The following is a 22,286-nucleotide window of genomic DNA, read 5'->3' on the forward strand; positions in this document are numbered from 1 at the left end:
ACTCCTGCGTTAACTTAATTATCAGTATAGAAAACATCGCAGGTTACATCGTCATAGGGAGATGAAAGACTATGCAAAAAACGTTATTGGCAATGGTAGTGGCTTCGGTATTCGTGCTGTCGGGTTGTTCTCAGGAAAATACAGCCGCGTTACCGGGCGCAAACGTTGATGCACAGGGCAGCGCTGCAGTCCCCACTGAGGAAACAGCGCAGAGCCGCTACTTGGCCATGGTAGACAGTTACTTTAAGGATTACCTTAAGCTCGAGCCGATTTATGCCACGTTTTTTGGGGTAAACGATTATAACGCCGAGTTTGGTGGCGATCTGTCTGACGACTACCTAAAAGCCCGCCACGACTTTAATACCCACTATCTGGCACAGGCCAGAAAGATAGACAAGTCGGCGTTACCCGCGGATTTGCAGCTCTCCTATGACTTGTTTGTTTACGACCGCAACATGGCGCTGGTCGATGAAACTTTCCCCGCTCGTTTCCTGCCCATGAATCAGTTTTACAGTACCGTTATCACCATGATCCAGTTGGGCAGCGGTGAGGCTGCGCAGCCGTTTGTGACCAAACAGGATTACCTCAACTGGGAGTCAAGGGTAGACGGCTTTATCGCCTGGCTTGACCGTGCACAGGCGCGCATGAATGAAGGTATGGCCAGCAAGGTAGTTCTGCCACGCATACTGGTAGAGCGGATGATCCCGCAGTTCACTGCCCAGCAGGCCGCAGATGCCAAAGACAGTATTTTTTATGCCCCGGTAAAATCCCTGCCAGAGTCCTTCACTGAGCAGGACAAAGCGGACATTGAAGCGCGTTACCAGGCGATGATTGCCCAGCGCCTGCTGCCGGCAATGGCTAAAATGGAAGGCTTCCTGAAAAACACGTATCTGCCTGCAGCCCGCGCGACAGACGGTTGGTCAGGGCTACCTAACGGTAAGGCCTGGTATCAACACCTGGCTAACCTGCATACCACTACCGATAAGTCCGTCGATGAAATTCATGAGACTGGCCTTAACGAAGTCGCCCGCATTTTGTCCGAAATGGATAAGGTTCGGCAGCAGGTCGGCTTCGAAGGCGACCTTAAGGCCTTTTTTGCGTCGCTTTCAAGCGAGCCTCAGTATTTCTTTACTGAGCGTCAGGGGTTAATTGACGGCTATATGGCGCTCAAAGACACAATCAATCAGGTGCTGCCTCAGTATTTTAACGTCATGCCAAAGGCTGATTACGTCGTCAAACCCGTTGAGTCCTTCCGGGAGCAATCGGCAGCGGGTGCCTCCTATGAATCGCCGGCGGTGGATGGCAGCCGTCCGGGGGTGTTCTATATCAACACCTATAACCTGAAGGCCCAGCCAAAGTGGGGTATGACCACCCTGTCACTGCACGAGGCGGCCCCAGGCCACCACTTCCAGATTGCCATCAAGCAAGAGCTGACTGGTGTGCCCGAATTCCAGCGCTTCAGTGGTTATACTGCCTTTGAAGAGGGCTGGGCACTGTATGCCGAGTATTTGGGTATCGAGATGGGGCTCTTCAGCGACCCTTACCAATACTTTGGTAAGCTTTCGGATGAGATGCTCCGCGCTATGCGCCTGGTGGTGGATACAGGGTTGCACGCCAAGGGCTGGAGCCGCGAGCAGGCCATTCAATATATGAAAGACAATTCGCCCATGGCCGAATCTGACATCATTGCCGAAGTAGAACGTTATATGGCCATCCCAGGCCAGGCGCTGTCTTATAAGGTCGGTCAGCTTAAGATCCTGGAACTGAGAGCCGATGCTGAAAAGCGCCTGGGTGATAAGTTCAGCCTGCCGGCTTTTCACGATCAGATCCTCACTTCAGGTTCGCTGCCAATGGCAGTGATGGAACAAAAGGTCGACCGTTGGGTTAAAAGCCAGCTGTAAGGAAAATCTCAAGCCCGGCTGTTAATTCGTACGCAAGTCCCTATACTGGAATTCCTGCCGAGGTTAGCAGGCCATAGGTTGTAAAAAAACGCCGGGCTTTGACCCGATAATGACAAGGAGCACTTTATGGTTCGTGCAACCGCCAGACATCTTCTGGTTAGCTCGCAAGAACAATGCGAAGTACTGAAAAAACTCATCGAAGGTGGTGCGGATTTCGCCGACATCGCCAGAGAGCATTCTGCCTGTCCTTCAGGTAGCCAGGGTGGCGAGTTGGGCTCTTTTGGCCCGGGGATGATGGTGCGGGAATTCGATGAAGTGGTGTTTTCTGCCCCGCTGCATGTGGTGCAGGGGCCGGTAAAAACCCAGTTTGGCTATCACCTGTTGGAAGTGACCAGTCGGGGATGATAGATTAAAAAACGGCTGCCTCGGCAGCCGTTTTCTTTTGCTCTTGGTTTTTATCGTTCATATTTTGGTTCCGCCATTATTGCCCGTTGTTTTGGCCCGGCATTTTTGTTCGTAACAGGAAGGATACCCCGTGCATATTGAGCTTTTCACCAACCGCCTGAAACTCAGAACCCTCGTCCCCGACGACAAAGCCAATTTTGTTGCCATGCAAACCGATGCTGGCGTAAACCGATTTGTGCGGGTGTGCGAGAGCCTGCCTCAGGTGGAGGCCAAGTTTGAAGCCCGGTTGCTGCCCTGGGAGTTTGAGAGCGGCGAGTGGCTTACTCTGGTGATTGAAACCCTTGAGGGCGACTTTGTTGGTTACACCGGATTTCATCAGGACTGCGCGCTGTCGAGGCGTGCCGAAGTAGGCTATATGTTGAGTCCGGCGATGTCCGGCAGGGGTTTTGCCACCGAGGCCACCCGCGCCGTTATCGATTGGGGTGTTCACCTTTTTAATATTCATAAATTTGTCGCCTGGTGCAGCGAGCAGAACCTTGGCTCACGTGCCGTGCTTGAGCGACTGGGATTTCAGCTCGAGGGTATGCTCAAAAAACACAGCCTTATCGGCGATGAATGGCACAACGACTGCGTTTATGGTCTGTTGGCCGATGATCGCGGCGATGTAAATTAACCGCAACTTCACGCTTAGCGCAGCGGTTATGTGTATAATGCAGCGGTTTATAATCAGTGGAGAGCGGCATTGAGCGGTTCAGCATCCAGCCTCACCCTGCATGCGGGTGAAGACTATATCGAGCTTTATAAAGTACTTAAGGTAGAAGGCATGACCGGAGACGGCGCCGAAGCCAAGCGTGTCATTGCCGAAGGCATGGTATTGGTAAACGGAGAAGTGGAAACCCGCAAGCGTAAGAAACTGGTTGCCGGTGACTCGGTCACCTTCAATGGCGAAACCGTCCAGATCCTGGCGGGTTAAGGAGACAGATAATGCATTTTCCAGAAGATGATAACGGCCAGATGCTCAAAGCCATGCACGAATCGGGTATCGATTTGACCAAGCCATTGGACGTGGACTTTTTCCTGGTGTTTGACGACAGGCGCGACGCCGAGTCAGCTCTTGAAGATTTGACCGCTCAGGCTGCCGAAGGCGAAGTGGAGCTCAATTTCAATGAAGAGCTCGACAAGTGGGAACTGATTGTGTGCATCAATATGCTGCCGGAGTACGATGCACTGGTGGCCAAAGAAGTCGAACTCAATACCTTTGCCGGCCAGTTTGATGGCCAGAGTGATGGCTGGGGCGTTATGCAGCATCAGGAAGGCGACGATGAGTTTATGGACGACGAAGATGATGACCATGACCATCACTGTGGTCCGGGTTGTAATCACTGATATTCAGTCGTTTCTTATTAAAACCACCACTAGCGGTGGTTTTTTATTGCGTAAACTGCCTACAGAACACAGTGGTCATTCTGGAGCATGGCTTCTAGGGCTGTTAAGCGGACGTTTGGTTCCAACGTTAATGGCCGATATGAACTTACGCAGTGCCTTTGCCTTTTGTTGATAAAAGGCGTTAAATGCCACAGCCCCGTCTTATCTGATGGGGCGATTTTTACCGCCTTTGATTTAGCGATGGATGTATTCATGGACTTTGCCTTTTCGATTGAGCTTGCCGCGCTGCTCTTCTTCGTGGCCATGTTGGCCGGATTTATTGATGCCATCGCCGGGGGCGGTGGCCTGCTGACCATTCCTGCGCTGATGTGGGCCGGTCTTTCACCTGCTGCGGCGCTGGCAACCAATAAGCTGCAGGCTTGCGGCGGCAGTTTTTTTGCCAGCCTCTATTTTGTGCGTAAAAAAATGGTGGATTTGGCCAGTATAAAGCTCGATATTTTCTGTGCCTTTGTGGGCGCTGCGCTCGGCACCATTGCGGTGCAGTTGATTGATGCGAGCATGCTCAAAACCCTGCTGCCTTTTTTGATGCTCGCCATTGGCGGGTATTTTCTGTTTTCCAAAAAAGTCAGTGAGAATGACAGACACAGGGTGTTAACTCCCACTTTGTTTGCCTTCACTGCAGCGCTTGGGATTGGTTTTTACGACGGTTTCTTTGGTCCGGGAACCGGCAGCTTTTTCGCGCTGGCCTTTGTGAGCCTGGCCGGATTTGGGCTTGCCAAGGCCACGGCCCATGCCAAGGTGCTTAACTTTGCCACCAACATCTCGTCGCTGATTTTCTTTGCACTCGGCGGCAAGGTGGTGTGGATGCTGGGCGGCTTGATGTTGCTTGGTCAGGCCATGGGGGCAACCCTGGGTTCGCGTTTGGTGGTCACCCAGGGAACGGCCATTATCAAACCCCTGGTGGTGCTGATGTCGGTGGTGATGAGTACCAAGCTCCTTGGCGATCAGTTTCAGTGGTGGTGATTGGCTGAGCGCACAGAGCTGCGGAGGTGGTTTGCGCCTTCACAGCGTCTTTGATATCCCCTAGTATGAGTCTCAATTTTAAAGCAAAAAGGCTTTTGCATGAGATTCATCCATACCTCAGACTGGCATCTGGGCCGCACACTGCACAATCAGTCATTACTGGACGAGCAGGCGCAGATGCTGGAGACCCTGCTGACACTCATAGAGACCCACCAGGTGGATGCCCTCGTGATAGCAGGCGATATCTTCGACCGCTCTGTGCCACCGGCAGCCGCAGTGAGTCTTCTGGATGATTTTCTCGACAAGGTGATTCAGCGCCTCAAGGTGAGCGTCATTGCCATTGGCGGTAATCACGATGGCCAGGAGCGATTGGCCTTTGGTGCGCGGCAAATGGCCGGTGCCGGTCTTTATATTCAGGGGCCGGTCAGTGCCAGTATTGATCCCGTCCGCATTGATGGGAAGCAAGGCGCTGCATTTTTCTACCCCATCCCCTACGCGGAGCCCGCGCTCGTTCGTCATTTGCTGGACGATGAGGATATTCACAGCCATCAGGATGCCATGGCGGCCTTGCTGGCAAAGGTTACAGCCCACAAGAGTGACGGGCTGCCCAAGATAGTCATAAGTCACTGCTTTTTGGACGGTGGCAGCGAATCTGATTCAGAGCGCCCGCTCTCAATCGGCGGCGCCGACAAGATTTCACCGGCGCTGTTCACGCCATTTGATTACGCCGCCCTCGGACATCTGCATGGCCCACAATACAAGGGCGCGGAGCATGTGCGCTACAGCGGCTCTCCCTTGAAATACTCCTTCAGCGAACAGCATCAAAACAAGTCGGTCACCCTGGTGGACATGCTGCCCGGCCAGCCACCGGATATCCGTTTGCTGCCCATCAAACCCCAGCGCGATGTGCGCATTATCGAAGGCTATCTGGACGCGCTCCTTGCACAGGGGGCAAGCGACCCTGGCCGCGACGATTACCTGATGGTGCGATTGCTCGATACCCATGCCATTCTAGAGCCCATGGCAAAGCTTCGGGCAATCTACCCGAATGTGCTGCACCTTGAACGTACCGGGCTGATGCAGGAACGGGCACTGGAGGGGCCAGGCCGCGAGCGCATGCAAAAAAGCGAGCTGACCATGTTTGAAGACTTCTTCACTCAGGTTCAGGGCGAGTCCCTTTCCGGGCCGCAAAAAGCGCTGATGTCCGAATTGATAGCTTCGCTGCACAGGGAGGGCGGTCAATGAAACCTTTAACCCTCAGCATCACCGCCTTTGGTCCCTTCGTGGACACCCAAATCCTGGACTTTCGTGCCCTTGGAGAGTGGCCCTTGTTCCTGATTAACGGGCCGACCGGAGCGGGGAAAACCACGATCCTCGATGCAATTTGTTTTGCACTTTACGGCAAAACCACCGGCAATGAGCGCGAAGGCACTCAGATGCGCTGCGATGCCGCCCCCGATGATGTGCTGACCGAAGTCACCTTTGAATTCGGTCTGGGTGACAAGGTGTACCGGGTGAAACGGGTACCCGAGCAGCAGCGCGCCAAAAAGAATGGTGAGGGCTTTACGGTGCAAAAGAGTGACGCCCTCTTGGAGCGTATTGAAGGCGATAGCGCCACTCCGCTCGCGGCCGGCAAAGTTACTGAGGTCACTGCGCAGATTGAAGACCTGTTGGGGCTTGAAGTGGAGCAGTTCCGCCAGGTCATGGTGTTGCCCCAGGGGCAGTTTCGAAAACTGCTTTTGGCCGACTCAAAAGAGCGTGAGGCTATTTTTGGCCAGCTGTTTCAAACCGGCATTTACAAGCGTATCGAAGACAGTCTCAAGCAAAAGGCGCTGGAGCTTAAAGCCAGGGCCAAGGAGCTCGAGGCCCGCAGAGCGGGCATTTTGGAAACCGCAGGCGCCGAGAGTGTTGATGCGCTGAATGATGCCATGGCAGCCTTGGCGCCAGAGCTTGCCCGTGCCACCGAGGCGAAACAGACTGCCGAGGCAAAGCTTGCCGCCGCCAAAGCACAGCGTGAGGCTGCCGAGGCAAAGCTGCGTGAGTTTAGTGCCCTTAACGACACCAGGCTGCGGTTGGAGGCGGAAAACGCCAAAGCGGAGTCTATGGCTGCGCTTGGCGCGCAGCTTGAGCGTGCCGCACTTGCCGAATCCCTGGCGGGTACCTGGCATGCGTGGGAAGAGCGTGAAAAAGAGCGCCAGAGTGCTGAAACTGCCGCAGCGACGGCCGAAGAGGCCGCGAAACAAGCAGAATTAAGTTTTGCCAATGCAAAGGCCGCCGCCGCCGCTTTGCCAGAATTGGACGCCAGGCGGCATCAACTGAAAAACGAAGCCGAGCGACTGGCAGAATGGCGCCCGCGGATGCACCGGCTGTCGGTGCTGAACGAGGCTATCACTGGACTCGGGCAGGCGCTTAACGCCATTGACGCCAATCTTGCCCAGGTTCGCGGCCGCCTTGGTGAAACCCAGGAGCGCATGGCAACTCTTACCCAGCAGCGACGAGACTTGTCAGCGCTGTCGAGCATGGCAGGCAGCCTTGAGGCCACACTGGTGCAGCAAACCCAGGTGTTTGAGCGGCACCAGCAATTGATTGAGAAAGAGCGTCAGGCGCAAAAGCTCGCCACCGAGCTTTCTCGGCTCGAAGCCGATGGACGTCAGGCCAAGGCCAATCAGGATAATCTGACCCGTGCCCGTGAACTGCTGGAACTCGCCTGGCATCAGGGGCAGGCAGCCATGTTGGCGGCAAGACTCTTACCCGGCGCGCCATGCCCTGTGTGCGGCAGCGCGGAGCACCCAAGTCCAGCCCACCATGGGGGGGCACTGCCAAGCGATGATGAACTTGCTGCGGCAAGAGAATCCGAGCAACAGGCAAGGGAAATGCTGAGCCGCGCCCGCTCTGAATACAAAGCGCAGAAGCAGCGTCTCGAGGTTATGCAGCAAGAGCTTGCCAATGACGCTGCCACGCTCGGTGACGCGCTTGCCACCAGTCTTGAGCAAAAGCAGCATGCCCTGGGTCAAAGCCGCGAGGCGTGCCATAACGCGAAGGCCGCCCAACAATCGCTGCAGGCGCTGGAGAGAGAGCTTGAGCAGCTCGATAACACGCAAAAGCAGCTACTTGCGGATATCGATGGGCTGCAGCGCCAGCGTGAGCAGCAATCTGGAGAGCTTCAAAAAGCCAGCGGTGAGCAAGAAAGCCTCGTCGGTGCCATGCCGGAACTTTGTCAGCGACTTGGAAATGAGCAGGCGTTTGCTGCCCACCTTGCGGTGCTTTCCCAGGAAATTGATGCCTTAAGCGGGCAAATGGAAAAGCTGCAAACCCAGCTGAATGACGCTCAAATCCGTCAAACCCAATGCAATGAGCGAAGTCAGGCGCTGCAGCAAACCCTGAGTGAAGCCCGCAGCCGTGAAGCGGCAGCGAAGGCGCGCTTTGATACTGAGCTTGGGGCCAAGGGCTTTGATGATGTGGTGAGTTTCAATCAGGCGCGGATGAGCACAGATGACATGGGCGATGCTAAAAACCGTATCGCCGGCTGGCAGCAGCTGTTGGCTGGGCTTAAAGAGCGCCTGGCTGCACAGCAAGAGGCCCTTGGTAATGCATTGCCACCGGATCTGACTGAGCTGGCTGCCCTTGAAGCGGCAGTGCAGGACGGCTTTAACCAATGCAACCAGCAATGGCAGGCGCTTAACGATACCCATGTGATGTATAGCCGCGCCAGGGCGCAGCTTGGCACCGAAGCCGAGGTCGCCGCCAGGCTCGATGCGGAATATGCCGTAGTGGGTACCTTGTCGGATGCCGCCAGTGGCATGACAGGAGCGAGAATAAGCCTGCAGCGGTTTGTGCTGGGTGTACTGCTGGACGATGTGCTCATCGAGGCGAGCGAGCGCCTGCATCGCATGAGCAAAGGCCGTTACCGCTTGCTTCGCCGCGAAGATAAGGCCAAGGGCAACCGGGCGTCCGGTTTGGATTTGGAAGTGGAGGATGCCTACACCGGCAAGTTGCGCCCCGTGGCAACCCTAAGTGGCGGCGAAAGTTTCATGGCCGCTTTGTCACTGGCGCTGGGCTTATCGGATGTGGTTCAGGCCTATGCGGGCGGAATTAAGCTCGACACCCTCTTTATCGATGAAGGCTTTGGCAGCCTGGATCAGGACTCGCTGGAGCTTGCGGTGCGCACCCTGGTGGACCTGCAATCTTCAGGACGCATGATAGGGGTGATATCCCACGTGACCGAGATGAAAGAGCAAATTCAGACCCGGGTCGACATCCATAAAGACACAGTAGGCAGTCAGATTCGCCTCACATTCGCGTGAGCAAGGGCGGACAGGGCTTGACCAAGGGTGAATAGGGACAGGATTTTTCCATGAAAGCAGATGCCAGCTCACATTTTTCAATGCTGGCTTTTGCTAATGTCCGGTTGTTTAAAGCCCATCGCAGGGCGCAGTATCGCCTGAAAAGGCTTGTGTCCTGCGGCTTTTTTGGTATAAAAGAAACCAATCCCTGCAAAATGACAGGGAAATATACCAATAATAACGACTGGCATTAAGGGAAACTTCAGGGTTGCTTAATCAAATATATAATAAAAACAATATGTTTTTTTCGCATATTGCCAGTTTGCCCAGCTTTCACAAACGTCTGTTGCTGGTGGGCGGTTTACTGGTAGGTGTCTCCTTTATGTGGCCCACGGCACAGCAGCCGGTTGTTGGCCGCATTCCTATTGCGCTCGATATTGAATCTCTACTGCCACAGGTTTCCGAGGCGCCATTGCCATTGGCTGCCAGCGAGTCTGTGGCAGATTTCGATCATTTAATCGTTTCCGGCGACACGCTCAGCGGTTTGTTTTCCCGCGCCGGAGTGGACCAGCAGACCATGTACCGGGTGCTGGAAGCCGATTTGAACATTCTGGCGCTGGATACCCTGATGCCGGATAACCGCATCAAATTCTGGCTCGACGATAAGGGTGATTTACAAAAACTCGAACTCTATTTTGGTCCAGCCCGTCAGGTAGTGTTCAACCGGTTCGAGGATGGCAGTTTTAACGTCGATGAGATTGTGGTTGATGGCCTTTGGCAAAACCGTATCGCCAGCGGTGAAATCCGTGGCTCTTTTTATGTTTCGGCCCAGCGTGTGGGTCTCTCTGCCGCCGAAATCACCAAAATCGAATCTTTGCTGAAAGAAAAAATGAATTTTGCCCGTGATTTGCGGGCGGGTGATACTTTTTCTGTACTGGTGAACGACCAGTACGTAGAGGGTCTGGCCACGGGCACCAGCCAAATCCTCGGAATTCAGATAAAAAGTGGCAAACGGGAAATCACCGCTTTCCAGCATACCGACGGCAACTTCTATGATGCCAAGGGACACAATCTTGCCCGGGCGTTTCAACGGGTGCCGTTGGACAAATCATTCCGCATGAGCTCTCGCTTCAACCCTGTGCGTAAGCATCCGGTAACGGGCCGTGTATCGCCCCACAACGGTACCGATTTCGCGACACCGATAGGCACCAGGGTGGTTGCGCCCGGTGACGGCGTGGTGACCATGGTGACCGATCACAAGTTTGCCGGTAAATACATAGTGATTGAACATGGCAACAAGTTCCGTACCCGCTATCTGCACCTGTCAAAGTCACTGGTGAGAAAGGGTGACCGTGTCAGCCGTGGTCAGGTCATTGCGCTGTCCGGCAACACAGGACGCTCCACAGGTCCACACCTGCACTATGAATTCCATGTTAACGGCCGTCCTGTCGACCCCATGAAGGTGCCGCTGCCTACCTCTACCCAGTTGAATTCGGCTGAGCTGTCTGAGTTCATTTCACTGGTGAGAAGCCGCCAGATGTTGATGGACCTCGGCTGAGAAAGCGTTTGAGCACCGGAAACGGCAAAATAAAAAAGCGACCAATAGGTCGCTTTTTTAATGCTTTGAAATCGGATTATCACCGCATTCTCTTATGTTGTGAAGGGGTTAACCCACTTTACGCTTGGCAAGCTTAAGGGCACAGGCGCACAGTCCACCGCGTTTGGCGGGGCAGCCACCACAGGGTTTACGCTTAAGGGGCTTGAGGGCGAAAGCCATGCTGCCAACGGCGGGGCGCAGCTTGCGCACCTGTGGTAATTGGTCGTCATTTGCACTGCTTCGTTGGGCTGATTGAGAGAGGGCCAGACGCTTAAGCTGTTGCGCCACTGTTTTTTTGTCGAATTTAGCTGCTTCAGATGCGGCTTTATTGGTGTCCGGCAATTTACCGTCGGCTGCCAACTGCTGTCTGAGGCGGCGGGCAAAGACCTTTACCTCAGACTTATTTGCCTTGTCTTTTACAGCATTTTTGCTCAGACCAAGTGCCTTGCGCGCTACCTTACGGCATAGCTTGTTGAGCTTTTTATCGACCTTTGCCATTAACATGTTCCAGCGCGGTGTTGTGTTGGAATGGATTTTAAATGAAAACTATTCTCAGTCAAGTTGCGTAACCCTGCAATGTGATACTCATCCTGTGAGCTCCTCTCTAGTCGTGTTGTCGAAATGAGGTGAGATCTTGCAGTTGAAGCATGCCACAGCAGCGATCTACAAGGATAAAGGAAGGAGACTCGGCATAGGGCTGACTAAATGCTGTTGCCGGTGCGTTTAATTACAGTGGTCAAGGGCGCGGATGTTCCAGTTTTTTGTAAGTGGGCTAAGCCCTGTGCTGAATGCTTTCGGGAGGGGGCACTGGCGTGCCGTTAAGGCCTGACTCAAAAGAGGGGCTCAGAAGGGGGACTGACCTGCATCTATTGCAGTCAACAGCAGCCGTAAATCGAATTCCAATTGATGGTAGTCACCTTCCATATGGCAGCACAGCTGATAAAAGGCTTTGTTGTGGTCACGCTCTTTGAGGTGGGCCAATTCGTGTACCACCACCATACGCAGCAAGGGCTCTGGCACTTGCTTGAGCATGGATGCGATGCGAATTTCACGTTTGGCCTTAAGCTTATTACCCTGAACCCGGGAAATGCTGGTATGCAGCCCGAGGGCCTGCTGACGCAAACTGATTTTATCGTCAAAGCACACCTTGGAAAGGGGCTCGCTGCGCTTGAGGAAACGATTTTTCAGCGCCATGGTGTAATCAAACAGCGCCTTGTCGGAGCGGATGTCGTGCTGGGCCTGGTAGCGACGGGCCAGCACAGTGCCCAGGGTGCCAGCCTCGAGCAGGGCGGCTACCTGAGTGCGCACCTGCTCGGGGTAATGGGCCAGGTATTGGCTCACAGCTTGCCGTAGATGCGGCCGTTCAGGAAGGCATAGCCTGCTTCAAAGGCTGGCAGCTGGAAGCGCTTGAGCCCAAGCACGTCGTAATCTACCTGTGGAGGATTGCGCTTGCACAGCTCGCGGATAACAGTGGGCTTGAGCAGGGTCACAGGTAACTCACCCAGCTGAATGGCGGCTTCCAGTTTAAAGCCGATGGCACTGCCAGCCAGTTTACCTTTTTGTTCACGCTCAACGATGATGATGTGTTCCACCTTGTAGTCGGCCATCAGCTTGGCAAACGCGAAGTGGAATTCACGGATGGCTTCCTGATTATCGGCATCGGTCACCACAAACGAGTGCTTGCGACACTCAGGTACATTGAAGGCTTCTTTATCGTAGCCCACGAGGCTGATAATGGCCTCTGCACCTTTCAGCTCTACGCCACATACTCTCATTTTTTTCCCTTATCTTTTTCTGTCACTTAATTGGTTCGGTGTTTTCGCTCAAGCGAAAGCGTGCGGCTTGATCTGAAAGTCTCAGTCTTCGCCCAGTTCATCTGCGTCATCGTCCTCGGGCACAATCGGTGCCGGGAGGGGCTTCTTACGGATCATTGGCGCATCGCCCACATCCACGCCGGTGAGGAAGCGTTTGTCACGGCTGCGCTTTTCGCCCTTGGGTGCATCTGCGGTCTGTCGTTTGGTTTTGCCCGCAGTCTTGGCCTTGGCGCCTGCGTCTTTGCGTTCACGCTTGGGCGCCAGTCCCGTGAATTTGGCTTCCAGGCCTTCGAGTACGCTGAAGTCAAAGGTTTTTTGCAGCAGGATCTGCACCTTGAGGAAGTTGTCCCAGTCTTTTGGTCCCACCAGCGAAATGGCGGTTCCTTTGTTTCCGGCGCGTCCCGTACGGCCAATACGGTGCACATATTCCTCGGCAAACTTCGGCATGTCGAAGTTCACCACCAGGGATACGTTGGAGATATCCAATCCGCGGGAAGCCACATCGGTAGTAACCAGAATGCGGTGATGTTCACGGCTGAAACTATCCATGATTTGATTGCGTTGTGCCTGACGCAGCTCGCCGGATAAGGCTGCTGTGTTGTAACCTTTCTCGGCCAGCAGGGTGGCCAGGCGCTCTGTGTCCTGACGGGTGGCGGTAAACACCATCACCTGACGGAAGTTATTGCCACTGAGCAGGCGCTCGAGCAGGGCTTCCTTGTGCTCCAGATGGTCGGCAAGCAGAATTTGTTGCTCGATATCACCGTGGCCCAGGTGCACAGCATCGATGGCGACATGCTCAGGCTCTTTTAACAGCTCTGCTGCCAGCTCGTGCACTTCACCATGCTCCAGGGTAGCCGAGAACATCAGAGTTTGTCTGCGGCGATGGTCGGCAGCGGCGTTGATGGCTTTCAGCTGAGGTGCAAAGCCCAAATCCAACATGCGATCGGCTTCGTCGAGAATGAGCAGTTCAAGCCCGTTCAAAAACAGGTGGCGCTGCTGCAGATGGTCGGCGATGCGACCGGGAGTGGCCACAATAAAATGTGGCTCCCTGGCAAGGGCTTTGGCCTGGTCGTTGAAGTTTTCGCCGCCCAGTACGCTGATGGCCCGGTATTGGGTGTTGGCCACCAGTAGACGAAGCTGGGCATACACCTGCTGCGCCAGTTCTCTGGTAGGCAGCAGAATCAGTACCCGCGGATCTTTTTTCGACAGCGCCTTGCTGGAAATCACCCTTTGCATGGCAGGCAACAAAAATGCCAGCGTCTTTCCCGATCCCGTCTTGGACGAGGCCATCAAATCCTTGCCGGCGAGGGCAACGGGAATGGCCTGACTCTGGATGGGGGTAGGCGTCTCTATGCCCATGTGCTTCAGGCTTTGCATGAGGCGCTTATCGAGGGAAAAATCAGAAAATTGCAAAGGATGGTCTCCGGAAAAATTCAAGCCGGGAATTATAGCGCCATCGGCGGCTTGGCGCCATGACAAGTGTGTTTCTGCCTGCTTAACGATGCGTTCCCTATCGAAGTCATGCGTCAATATCTGTGATAACCGTCAAAAATCCGTTAGTGGCGCTTTATTCAGCGAAATAATTGCCTTATGTTTGGGCAATTGAAAAATTAACACTCACAACGACCCTGCCGCCCCGGAGGCGCAAATGGATTTTTGGATTGCACTCGCCATCGTGATTTTTGGTTGGATGATCCCGGTGTTACACATCGGCTTATCTGACGTGGTGACTGCTCGCCAAAAGAGCTGGTGGATACTGGCAGTCACTGTGGGGTCCTGGTTTGGCTGGCTGGGTTACCTGTTCAAGGCCCGGCAACAATAGATTGTTTCCTTTCTTCCCAAGCGCTGGCACCTGCCGGCGCTTGTCGTTTATAGTCAGAGTCATTCTTGCCTTCATCTTTGCAAAGGAGTCGTAGATGAGCCAACCCCGTATTGGAATTGCCCTGGGCAGTGGTGCCGCTAAAGGTTGGGCCCACATTGGGGTATTCAATGCCCTCGATGAGCTGGGAATAAAACCCGAACGGGTCGCCGGGTGTTCTATTGGGGCCTTGGTTGGGGCAGCTTATGTTAACGGTCGCCTTAGCGACCTCGAAGCCTGGGTCAGAAGTTTTTCGAGCTGGGATGTGCTCGGACTGATGGACTTAAGCTGGCGCCGCGGCGGGCTTATTCGGGGCGAAAAGGTGTTTGATGTGATGCAAAGTCGCATCGGCAGTATGGACATTGAATCCATGTCCATGCCCTTTATTGCGGTGGCGACCGATTTGTACAGCGGCCAGGAGATCTGGTTTCGCCAGGGGGATTTGCGCCATGCGGTGAGGGCATCCTGCTCCATGCCCGGCATACTGCCGCCGGTACGTCAGGGGCACAGATGGCTGGTGGACGGCGCCGTGGTGAACCCTGTACCCGTGTCTGCCTGTCGTGCACTTGATGTGGATTTGGTGATAGCAGTCGATTTGGATGGACAGCGCCGCAGCCGTATTCAGGCGGTGCCGGTTGACCTTCGCAGTGAGGCCATCAGTCCTCAGGAAGAAACCCGAGCCCTTGCCGAGCAAGAGGGTGGCTTTATGGACCTCTTTGCCCGCGGCCGCGACTATATTGCCAGCCTGTCGGACAAATTTGCTCTTGGCACCCGGGACGATCCCGGCATGCTGGCGGTGATGAATCAGTCCATGGAGATAGTGCAGCAACGGCATAAGAGGGCGCGCCTGATGGGCGACCCGCCCGATGTGTGTTTGGTACCCAAGGTCGCCGATATAGGCACCATGGAGTTCCACCGCGCTGCCGAGGCCATCGATGCGGGCTACAGCGCAGTGATGGCCCAGGCCCATTTGCTGGAAGCCGCCCTCGGATAATCCCATTTTTTCTGCCTAAACGCCGCCACTCATTCGATGAGTCTGGCGGCTTTTTTATGCCTGCCTAATGGTGATTTTTCTTCCGGTCAAGGGGCTAAATCGTGAAAGAGTTACCTGCCACAGGTTTTCAAAAAGGGGAAATTTATCTTTTTCCCAAACATGATCCATATCAAGGTATCGGTCTGGTATTTATCGCCTAATACACTACATTTTGTATCTGGATAAAAAATAAGCTCAATATATAGTGATTGGGTAAACGGAGAGGACCTGTATATGCCAGTGGTTATCAAGCGGGATGGTTGCCGCGCAGCCTTTGATGAAACCCGGTTGCGGGATGCTGTTATTGCAGCCCAGGGCGCAGCCGGTGTCGAGGATAAAGACTATGCGGCCACGGTGGCGTCGGTGGTGGCAGCCGAGGTGGCACAGCGCGACGAAGTTGCTATCCACGAGCTGCAGGATGCGGTGGAAAACTGCCTGATGTCCGGTCCCTATAAAGAGGTTGCCCGTCACTATATAGAGTATCGCCACGACAGAGACGTGTGCCGTGAAGCGACCAGCCGACTGAATCTGGAAATTCGTTCGCTGGTGGAGCAAACCAATGCGGCGCTGCTACATGAAAACGCCAATAAAGATTCCAAGGTGATCCCGACCCAACGTGACTTGCTCGCCGGTATTGTGGCGCGGCACTACGCCAAGCGCCACATATTGCCCAAGGCGGTGGTGGCGGCCCATGAGGCGGGGGAGATCCACTATCACGATCTGGATTACTCGCCCTTTTTCCCCATGTTCAACTGCATGCTGATTGACCTTGCCGGCATGTTGACCAAGGGCTTTAAGATGGGCAACGCCGAAATCGAGACGCCCAAGTCCATTTCCACCGCTACAGCGGTTACTGCGCAGATCATCGCCCAGGTGGCCAGCCACATCTATGGCGGTACCACCATCAATCGCATCGATGAAGTGCTGTCGCCCTATGTGGCCAAGAGCTACGACAAACACTACCAAACTGCGCTGCATTGGGGCATTACCGATGCCGTGGCCTATGCCCGTGCCCTGACGGAAAAAGAGTGTCACGATGCCTTCCAGTCGCTGGAATACGAGGTGAACACCCTGCATACGGCCAACGGACAGACCCCCTTTGTTACCTTTGGCTTTGGTTTGGGCACTAGTTGGGAGTCGCGGCTTATTCAGCAGTCCATTCTCAAGGTGCGGATGGCGGGACTGGGTAAAAACCGCAAGACAGCGGTATTCCCCAAACTGGTATTTGCCATCCGTGATGGCATCAACCACAAAGCAGGCGACTGCAACTACGATATCAAGCGCTTGGCACTCAAGTGCGCCACCGAGCGCATGTATCCGGATATTCTCAACTACGAGCAAGTGGTACGGGTCACCGGATCATTCAAAACCCCCATGGGCTGTCGCAGCTTCCTCGGGGTGTATGAAAAAGACGGCGAAATGGAGCATGAAGGCCGAAATAACCTGGGTGTGGTCAGTCTTAACCTGCCACGTATCGCCATTGAAGCCGATGGCGATGAGAATCGCTTCTATGCCCTGCTCGGGGAGCGCTTGCAGGTGGCACGCCAGGCACTGGACAGCCGTATCGAACGTCTGAAAGGGGTTAAGGCCCGAGTCGCACCCATTTTGTATATGGAAGGGGCATGCGGCGTGCGCCTGCGTCCGGACGATGATATTGAGCCTATTTTCAAAAATGGCCGCGCGTCCATCTCCCTTGGATACATAGGTCTGCATGAAACCGTCAATGCCCTTTATGGCACGAAGGAGCATGTGTACGACTCAGAGCTGCTGCGGCAAAAGGCCGTTGCCATAGTAGCGCGCCTCAAGCAGGCCACCGAGCAGTGGAAGCAGGAAACCGGCTACGGCTTCAGCCTCTACAGTACACCCAGCGAAAGCCTGTGCAGCCGTTTTGCCAAGCTGGATATCAAGGCCTTTGGCCTGATACAAGGGGTGACTGACAAGGGCTATTACACCAACAGTTTCCATTTGGATGTGGAAAAGAAAGTCTCGCCCTTCGACAAAATCGATTTTGAAATGCCATACCCTGAGCTCGCCAGTGGTGGCTTTATTTGCTACGGCGAATATCCCAACATGCAGCACAATATTGACGCGCTTGAAGACGTGTGGGACTACAGCTATACCCGAGTCCCTTACTATGGCACCAATACTCCCATCGATGAGTGCTACGACTGTGGCTTTACCGGCGAGTTTGACTGTACCAGCAAGGGCTTTGTATGCCCGGTGTGCGGTAACCATGAGCCCAGCCGCGTGTCAGTAACCCGAAGGGTATGTGGCTACCTTGGCAGCCCGGATGCGCGCCCCTTTAACCATGGTAAGCAGGAAGAGGTAAAACGCCGGGTCAAGCATCTTTAATGGCAAAGCTTTATTGTGGCAGCGCAGGGAGCATCATCTTGTGAATTACCATCAGTACTATCCGCTGGATGTGCTTAACGGGCCGGGCACCAGGGCTACGCTCTTCGTGTCCGGCTGCGAGCACCAATGCCGGGGCTGCTACAATCAATCCACCTGGGATGTGCGAAGTGGTCATCTTTTTGATGAGGCGATGCTAAGCCGGATAATCGATGATCTCAACGACCCGCGCATTCGCCGCCGCGGACTTAGCCTCTCCGGTGGCGACCCCTTGCTGCCGGCAAATCTTGCCGGTATTGCTGAGCTGGTGGCGCGGGTGCGCTCCCAGTGTCCGGGCAAGGACATCTGGCTGTGGACGGGTTATCGACTGGAGTCCTTGACTGATGCGCAGCTGGCGCTGGCCTCCCGTGTGGACGTGATTGTGGATGGCCCCTTTGAGCAGGGGCTTGCCGACAGGCGGCTTAAGTTTCGGGGCAGCAGTAATCAGCGTATTTTTTGTCGCAGCGGCGATGGCTTTGTACCCTGGAGGGAAGAAAGCTAACCCCCAGGACAGGACTGTATCTTGGCGCTATGTCTGCCGATGTTGATATTATGCTCGCTGTCTGGTCCCGTGCTTTGCCTCAAATTGTCTATCTTATGCCGACTCCGATACCCCAGTCAGTCACTTGGGTATTCCTGCGGGCGACAAAAGCGCATAGAATAGGCCACCCGGTGAGGTTATCTTACCAAGGTTATTGAGCTGTCAGGGAAAGTGCTGGACTCAGGGATTGAGCGTAGTCGTTAGGAAAATTTCATGTCGATAAAGTATGTCGCCACCTCCAAGTTGCCAACGCCCTGGGGCGTTTTTGCCATGCACGGTTTTGAAGACAGTGAAACCGGTAAGGAGCATGTGGCACTGACCTTTGGCGATCTCAGTGGTGACGCTCCTGTGCTGGGACGGATCCATTCTGAATGTTTGACCGGTGATGCCCTGTTCAGCCTGCGCTGTGACTGTGGTTTTCAGCTGCAAACAGCCATGCAGCGTATCGCTGAAACCGGCCGTGGCTTTATTTTGTATCTGCGCCAGGAAGGACGCGGCATTGGTTTGTTAAACAAAATCCGCGCCTATGAATTGCAGGATAAAGGGGCCAATACCGTTGAAGCCAACGAGCAGCTCGGTTTTGCTGCCGATATGCGCAAGTACGATATGATTGCCCCCATGTTGGCGCATCTGGGGATTTCCCGGGTCAAGCTGATGACCAATAACCCCCGCAAAGTCAAAGCCATGAAAGACGTGGGGATGGATGTGGTCGAGCGCGTGCCGTTGCAGGTGGGTAAAAATCGCTACAACGAGGCTTACCTCAAAACCAAATCAGACGAGCTTGGACACATGATGTCTGAAGAGCACTTTAAGGCACAGCACCAGGACTGATTGTGCAAACTGGTGTTTAGTGGGGAAACCTTTTATAGTCGGGGCATTCATTGATGGATGCCCCGATTGCTTTGAAGCCTGCCAGAATTCTCGCCATCCTGCTTTTGTCTTCCCCCTGTGTGGCCCAGCAAGCCCCCGATGTCAGCCATTATGCCTTTGCCAACTACTTGGGCAGTGGTATCTACAGCTCTGCCGGTGACAGTGCGGCCGTGGTAAATATTCCCTTGTCTTTCGACATAGAGTCATCTTCAGATCACAGTTTGTTTCTGCGTATGCCGCTGTCGCTGGGTTTTTTCAACTACAACTGGGATGAGCTGCCGGAAGGTGATTTCCCGGACTCGGTGGGCACAGTTACAGTGACACCCGGGATTGAATACCACTGGCAAGCAAGCCCAAATTTGAAGATGGAGACCTATCTTGATATCGGGTTTGGGCACAACTTTTCCGACAGCAGCAATGTGGGCATCCTGTCGGCCGGTATCTCAACGCTCTATTCCTTTGGCAGTGAAACATACCAACCCTTGTGGGTCAGTCGCTTCTACTCGGCAGGTTATCGCAGCATACAGAGCGGCAGTGAAGAGCATTACTCTGCACTTACCTCGGGTGTGGAGTCGGGCCTGGGGTGGGGCTTTAGCGCTTGGGAGCGGCAGATGGAGCCCAGATTATTCGCTGCCATGCACTGGTATTTCGGCCGGGGAGAGCTGGCGGATGAGTTTGTCGGTGCCCTCTTTGGCGAGAGCACCCTCGAACTGGGGTTAAGTCTGGTGTTTGAGAAGCCGCTGGAGTTTGAAGTGATATCACTAGAGCGGGTGGGCTTCAGCTACAGTCACGCCGGTGGCGAAGACCTGTGGCGGGTGTTTTTCAGCCACCCGCTTTAACGTCTCACCCTTATATCGGCGCTGTTTCAGGGTTATTTTTTACTCCAAATGTCGGCATTGGTGGTCGCTGGATCGGAGCTCGCCGAACCCTTGCTCGGTGATTGAGTATCAGCGGTAACCGTTTTGCCGGTGCGCTTGAGGCTGAGCGTGGGCTGACGTTTGGGCGCTTGGGTGCCTTTGTCTGCACCTGAACCTGCCTGATGGGCTCTTGCTCCCCCGCGATTTTTACCGTCTGCCGAAGCTTTGCTGCCAACGCCGGGTTTCTTGCCTTTATCGGCAGCCTGGCCGTTGGTTCTCTTGCCATAGGGGGAAGGCTTATCACCGCCTGGCTGCCTGTTAGGGCTATCAGGTTTCGCTGTCCTGGGCTTAGGCGCGCTTTTATTCGATGGCTTGTCCGCAGCGCCTTCTTTAGGTTGTCGCACCGGGCGCTCCGGCACCGGAAAACCCATATGGCTTAGGTACAGGTCTTCCACTTTTGCCCGGGCCCAGGATGTGCGGCGCAAAAACTTCAGGCTGGAATCCAGACTGGGATCAACGGCAAAGCAGCGGATGCGAATTTCGTCGGCAAGTTTTGTCCAACCGAGCTCTTCCACCAGGTGTTCGAGAATGGCTTTCAGTGTCAGGCCATGGAGTGGATTGTTGGCCTGGGTTGGTGGAGTTTGTTGGGACATAGTGGCTCGTTTGAGTGGCAATCAGGGCGATTGGGGGAGGCATTGTAACCTGCCGGATGGATAAAAAACAAAGGCCGGCGAACGCCGGCCTTCTGGTGTGTATGAGTTACCCGGGATTTGGGATCAGGCTTCTTCAGCCAGCTCCACGGATTTACCCTTGATTTTAATGACCAGCAGTGTAGCCACCGCGAAGGCAACCAGTACACCCACCACGGTGGAGACGGTCATCGGCAGTCCTGCACCCAAGGTTGCCGAGTTCAGCAGGAAGGTCACCACCACTGAGGTCATGAACATCGCCGGAATGGTACAAATCCAGTGCAGCTTGTTGTGGCGCAACAGGTAGGCAGAGGCAGTCCACAGCATCAGCACGGCTGTTGCCTGGTTAGCCACACCAAAGTAGCGCCAGATCACGCCGAAATCGACCTGGGTCAGAATGCCGCCCAGCACGAACAGCGGGATGGCCAGCATCAAACGCTTGGGCAGTTGGGTTTGTGGCATGTTGAAGAATTCAGCCAGGATAAGACGCGCTGAGCGGAACGCTGTGTCACCAGAGGTGATGGGCAGAATAATTACCCCAAGCACCGCCATAAAACCACCTACAGCACCCAGCAGGCCGGTAGACGCTTCGTACACCACGTTGGCAGGGTTACCGGCCATACCGGTTGCCAGACCTTCAACACCACCGAAGAACGACAGGGCAATGGCACACCAGATAAGGGCGATGATGCCTTCACCAATCATTGCGCCGTAAAACACAAAGCGGCCATTGGTTTCGTTTTCCATGCAGCGAGCCATCAGGGGAGACTGAGTGGCGTGGAAGCCAGATACGGCGCCGCAGGCAATGGTGATAAAGAGGGCAGGCCACAGTGGCATGTCATTGGGGTTGAGGTTGGATAAGAAATCAGAGGCTTCAACACCGGGCAGCAAGCTGTGCTCAGAAGAGACAATGAGTGCCACGGTCAGACCCACAGACATGAACAGCAACAAGGCGCCGAAGAAGGGGTACAGACGACCGATAATCTTGTCTACCGGCACAATGGTGGCAATCAGGTAGTAAACGAAAATGACGCCCACAAACAGGCTGACGCTAAGGCCAGTGAGTTTGCCAAGCAGGCCGGCAGGGGCAGAAATAAACACCACACCCACGAGCAGCAGCAAAATGGTGGCAAACACGTTCATAAAGTGTTTTGCACTCTTGCCCAGGTATTTACCGGCGAGGTTAGGCACAGACTGGCCACCGTTTCGCACCGACAACATACCTGAGAAATAGTCGTGCACTGCACCGGCAAAAATACAGCCAATCACAATCCACAACATGGCGGCTGGGCCGTAAAGGGCACCGAGAATAGGACCGAAGATGGGGCCGACACCGGCGATGTTCAGCAGTTGGATAAGATAGACTTTGCCTTTGGACATGGGCACATAGTCCACGCCATCGGTTTGGGCAAACGCCGGGGTTTGCCGTTTGGCGTTAATTCCAAACACCTTCTCAACGAAGGCGCCGTAAACAAAGTAGCCGACGAGAAGCAGGCCGACACAGAGTAAAAACCAAGTCATGTTGAGGATCTCCCCTTTTTTGAGTAGTGCCAGTCTACGAAAGGGGATGTCCAGTGTCTCAGCCTTTTGGGTGAGCGGTCGAATTGGCAGGTTAAGCGGTTGTTATCAGACTTGAGCGGT

22 protein-coding genes are annotated in these 22,286 nt (G+C 54.5%); 16 read left to right on the forward strand and 6 right to left on the reverse strand.

The annotated features are described in order from the left end of the window. The first annotated feature begins 71 nt into the window (after positions 1-71). From K0H63_RS06840 to K0H63_RS06885, 10 genes are all read left to right on the forward strand, one after another. Complete coding sequence (locus K0H63_RS06840) at positions 72-1,901, forward strand: DUF885 domain-containing protein (protein WP_220067289.1); 1,830 nt, start codon at positions 72-74, stop codon at positions 1,899-1,901. Positions 1,902-2,027: 126 nt separating this feature from the next. After that, positions 2,028-2,306 carry a peptidylprolyl isomerase gene (locus K0H63_RS06845; protein WP_011759378.1) on the forward strand — a complete coding sequence of 93 codons (279 nt, stop codon included), beginning with the start codon at positions 2,028-2,030 and terminating at the stop codon, positions 2,304-2,306. 130 nt (positions 2,307-2,436) lie between these two features. After that, on the forward strand, positions 2,437-2,979 hold the full coding sequence (locus K0H63_RS06850) for a GNAT family N-acetyltransferase (protein WP_220067290.1): 543 nt from the start codon (positions 2,437-2,439) through the stop codon (positions 2,977-2,979). Between the two features lie 69 nt (positions 2,980-3,048). Beyond that, the gene (locus tag K0H63_RS06855) at positions 3,049-3,279 is read left to right on the forward strand and encodes an RNA-binding S4 domain-containing protein (RefSeq protein ID WP_011759380.1); all 231 of its coding nucleotides are present in this window, start codon (positions 3,049-3,051) and stop codon (positions 3,277-3,279) included. An 11-nt stretch (positions 3,280-3,290) separates the two neighbouring features. Then, on the forward strand, positions 3,291-3,692 hold the full coding sequence (locus K0H63_RS06860) for a ribonuclease E inhibitor RraB (protein ID WP_220067291.1): 402 nt from the start codon (positions 3,291-3,293) through the stop codon (positions 3,690-3,692). A 252-nt stretch (positions 3,693-3,944) separates the two neighbouring features. Next, the gene (locus tag K0H63_RS06865) at positions 3,945-4,715 is read left to right on the forward strand and encodes a TSUP family transporter (RefSeq protein WP_220067292.1); all 771 of its coding nucleotides are present in this window, start codon (positions 3,945-3,947) and stop codon (positions 4,713-4,715) included. Positions 4,716-4,814: 99 nt separating this feature from the next. Further along, entirely contained in the window at positions 4,815-5,960 is a 1,146-nt protein-coding gene (locus K0H63_RS06870) for an exonuclease SbcCD subunit D (RefSeq protein WP_220067293.1), read from the forward strand. Then, positions 5,957-9,019: an AAA family ATPase gene (locus K0H63_RS06875; RefSeq protein WP_220067294.1), complete on the forward strand. Its 3,063-nt coding sequence runs from the start codon at positions 5,957-5,959 to the stop codon at positions 9,017-9,019. Before K0H63_RS06870 ends, K0H63_RS06875 begins: the two co-directional genes overlap by 4 nt. A 50-nt stretch (positions 9,020-9,069) precedes the next feature. After that, positions 9,070-9,252, forward strand: coding sequence for a hypothetical protein (locus K0H63_RS06880; RefSeq protein WP_220067295.1), 183 nt, complete (start codon positions 9,070-9,072; stop codon positions 9,250-9,252). 44 nt (positions 9,253-9,296) lie between these two features. Further along, the gene (locus K0H63_RS06885) at positions 9,297-10,556 is read left to right on the forward strand and encodes a peptidoglycan DD-metalloendopeptidase family protein (RefSeq protein ID WP_220067296.1); all 1,260 of its coding nucleotides are present in this window, start codon (positions 9,297-9,299) and stop codon (positions 10,554-10,556) included. A 108-nt stretch (positions 10,557-10,664) separates the two neighbouring features. On the opposite strand, the gene K0H63_RS06890 is transcribed toward K0H63_RS06885, so the two are convergent. The 4 genes from K0H63_RS06890 to K0H63_RS06905 form a co-directional block, all read right to left on the reverse strand. Next, on the reverse strand, positions 10,665-11,093 hold the full coding sequence (locus tag K0H63_RS06890) for a hypothetical protein (protein ID WP_220067297.1): 429 nt from the start codon (positions 11,091-11,093) through the stop codon (positions 10,665-10,667). Positions 11,094-11,438: 345 nt separating this feature from the next. Then, positions 11,439-11,936, reverse strand: a complete 498-nt coding sequence (locus K0H63_RS06895; RefSeq protein WP_220067298.1) for a M48 metallopeptidase family protein — start codon at positions 11,934-11,936, stop codon at positions 11,439-11,441. Continuing rightward, entirely contained in the window at positions 11,933-12,370 is a 438-nt protein-coding gene (locus K0H63_RS06900; RefSeq protein ID WP_220067299.1) for a DUF3010 family protein, read from the reverse strand. Before K0H63_RS06900 ends, K0H63_RS06895 begins: the two co-directional genes overlap by 4 nt. Positions 12,371-12,451: 81 nt before the next feature. Further along, positions 12,452-13,822 carry a DEAD/DEAH box helicase gene (locus K0H63_RS06905; RefSeq protein WP_220067300.1) on the reverse strand — a complete coding sequence of 457 codons (1,371 nt, stop codon included), beginning with the start codon at positions 13,820-13,822 and terminating at the stop codon, positions 12,452-12,454. A gap of 235 nt (positions 13,823-14,057) precedes the next feature. On the opposite strand from K0H63_RS06905, the gene K0H63_RS06910 reads away from it, so the two are divergent. The 6 genes from K0H63_RS06910 to K0H63_RS06935 all read left to right on the forward strand — a co-directional run bounded on the left by K0H63_RS06910 (position 14,058) and on the right by K0H63_RS06935 (position 19,938). Then, the gene (locus tag K0H63_RS06910; RefSeq protein ID WP_198134305.1) at positions 14,058-14,231 is read left to right on the forward strand and encodes a hypothetical protein; all 174 of its coding nucleotides are present in this window, start codon (positions 14,058-14,060) and stop codon (positions 14,229-14,231) included. A gap of 94 nt (positions 14,232-14,325) precedes the next feature. After that, positions 14,326-15,261 carry a patatin-like phospholipase RssA gene (rssA, locus tag K0H63_RS06915; protein WP_220067301.1) on the forward strand — a complete coding sequence of 312 codons (936 nt, stop codon included), beginning with the start codon at positions 14,326-14,328 and terminating at the stop codon, positions 15,259-15,261. A gap of 273 nt (positions 15,262-15,534) precedes the next feature. Beyond that, positions 15,535-17,652: an anaerobic ribonucleoside-triphosphate reductase gene (gene nrdD, locus K0H63_RS06920; protein WP_220067302.1), complete on the forward strand. Its 2,118-nt coding sequence runs from the start codon at positions 15,535-15,537 to the stop codon at positions 17,650-17,652. A 40-nt stretch (positions 17,653-17,692) separates the two neighbouring features. Beyond that, complete coding sequence (gene nrdG / locus K0H63_RS06925; RefSeq protein WP_220067303.1) at positions 17,693-18,190, forward strand: anaerobic ribonucleoside-triphosphate reductase-activating protein; 498 nt, start codon at positions 17,693-17,695, stop codon at positions 18,188-18,190. 252 nt (positions 18,191-18,442) lie between these two features. Further along, positions 18,443-19,060 (forward strand): GTP cyclohydrolase II, encoded by a 618-nt coding sequence (gene ribA / locus K0H63_RS06930; RefSeq protein WP_220067304.1) that lies wholly within the window; start codon positions 18,443-18,445, stop codon positions 19,058-19,060. A 53-nt stretch (positions 19,061-19,113) separates the two neighbouring features. After that, positions 19,114-19,938: a hypothetical protein gene (locus K0H63_RS06935; protein WP_220067305.1), complete on the forward strand. Its 825-nt coding sequence runs from the start codon at positions 19,114-19,116 to the stop codon at positions 19,936-19,938. A 32-nt stretch (positions 19,939-19,970) separates the two neighbouring features. Here the strand turns inward: K0H63_RS06935 and K0H63_RS06940 are convergent, their stop codons facing one another. Both K0H63_RS06940 and K0H63_RS06945 read right to left on the reverse strand, forming a co-directional pair. Then, positions 19,971-20,609, reverse strand: a complete 639-nt coding sequence (locus K0H63_RS06940) for a VF530 family protein (protein WP_220067306.1) — start codon at positions 20,607-20,609, stop codon at positions 19,971-19,973. A gap of 123 nt (positions 20,610-20,732) precedes the next feature. Further along, entirely contained in the window at positions 20,733-22,166 is a 1,434-nt protein-coding gene (locus tag K0H63_RS06945; RefSeq protein ID WP_220067307.1) for a carbon starvation CstA family protein, read from the reverse strand. Positions 22,167-22,286: the final 120 nt, after the last annotated feature.

Origin of the sequence: Shewanella zhangzhouensis (assembly GCF_019457615.1) — a bacterium.
In the GTDB taxonomy this organism is placed as follows: domain Bacteria; phylum Pseudomonadota; class Gammaproteobacteria; order Enterobacterales; family Shewanellaceae; genus Shewanella; species Shewanella zhangzhouensis.

Coding starts and splice junctions, on each gene's coding strand:
- K0H63_RS06840 (WP_220067289.1), top strand. CDS start 72: ATGCAAAAAACGTTATTGGCAATGGTAGTGGCTTCGGTATTCGTGCTG.
- K0H63_RS06845 (WP_011759378.1), top strand. CDS start 2,028: ATGGTTCGTGCAACCGCCAGACATCTTCTGGTTAGCTCGCAAGAACAA.
- K0H63_RS06860 (WP_220067291.1), top strand. CDS start 3,291: ATGCATTTTCCAGAAGATGATAACGGCCAGATGCTCAAAGCCATGCAC.
- K0H63_RS06865 (WP_220067292.1), top strand. CDS start 3,945: ATGGACTTTGCCTTTTCGATTGAGCTTGCCGCGCTGCTCTTCTTCGTG.
- K0H63_RS06870 (WP_220067293.1), top strand. CDS start 4,815: ATGAGATTCATCCATACCTCAGACTGGCATCTGGGCCGCACACTGCAC.
- K0H63_RS06875 (WP_220067294.1), top strand. CDS start 5,957: ATGAAACCTTTAACCCTCAGCATCACCGCCTTTGGTCCCTTCGTGGAC.
- K0H63_RS06880 (WP_220067295.1), top strand. CDS start 9,070: ATGAAAGCAGATGCCAGCTCACATTTTTCAATGCTGGCTTTTGCTAAT.
- K0H63_RS06885 (WP_220067296.1), top strand. CDS start 9,297: ATGTTTTTTTCGCATATTGCCAGTTTGCCCAGCTTTCACAAACGTCTG.
- K0H63_RS06890 (WP_220067297.1), bottom strand. CDS start 11,093: ATGGCAAAGGTCGATAAAAAGCTCAACAAGCTATGCCGTAAGGTAGCG.
- K0H63_RS06900 (WP_220067299.1), bottom strand. CDS start 12,370: ATGAGAGTATGTGGCGTAGAGCTGAAAGGTGCAGAGGCCATTATCAGC.
- K0H63_RS06910 (WP_198134305.1), top strand. CDS start 14,058: ATGGATTTTTGGATTGCACTCGCCATCGTGATTTTTGGTTGGATGATC.
- rssA (WP_220067301.1), top strand. CDS start 14,326: ATGAGCCAACCCCGTATTGGAATTGCCCTGGGCAGTGGTGCCGCTAAA.
- nrdD (WP_220067302.1), top strand. CDS start 15,535: ATGCCAGTGGTTATCAAGCGGGATGGTTGCCGCGCAGCCTTTGATGAA.
- ribA (WP_220067304.1), top strand. CDS start 18,443: ATGTCGATAAAGTATGTCGCCACCTCCAAGTTGCCAACGCCCTGGGGC.
- K0H63_RS06935 (WP_220067305.1), top strand. CDS start 19,114: ATGGATGCCCCGATTGCTTTGAAGCCTGCCAGAATTCTCGCCATCCTG.
- K0H63_RS06940 (WP_220067306.1), bottom strand. CDS start 20,609: ATGTCCCAACAAACTCCACCAACCCAGGCCAACAATCCACTCCATGGC.
- K0H63_RS06945 (WP_220067307.1), bottom strand. CDS start 22,166: ATGACTTGGTTTTTACTCTGTGTCGGCCTGCTTCTCGTCGGCTACTTT.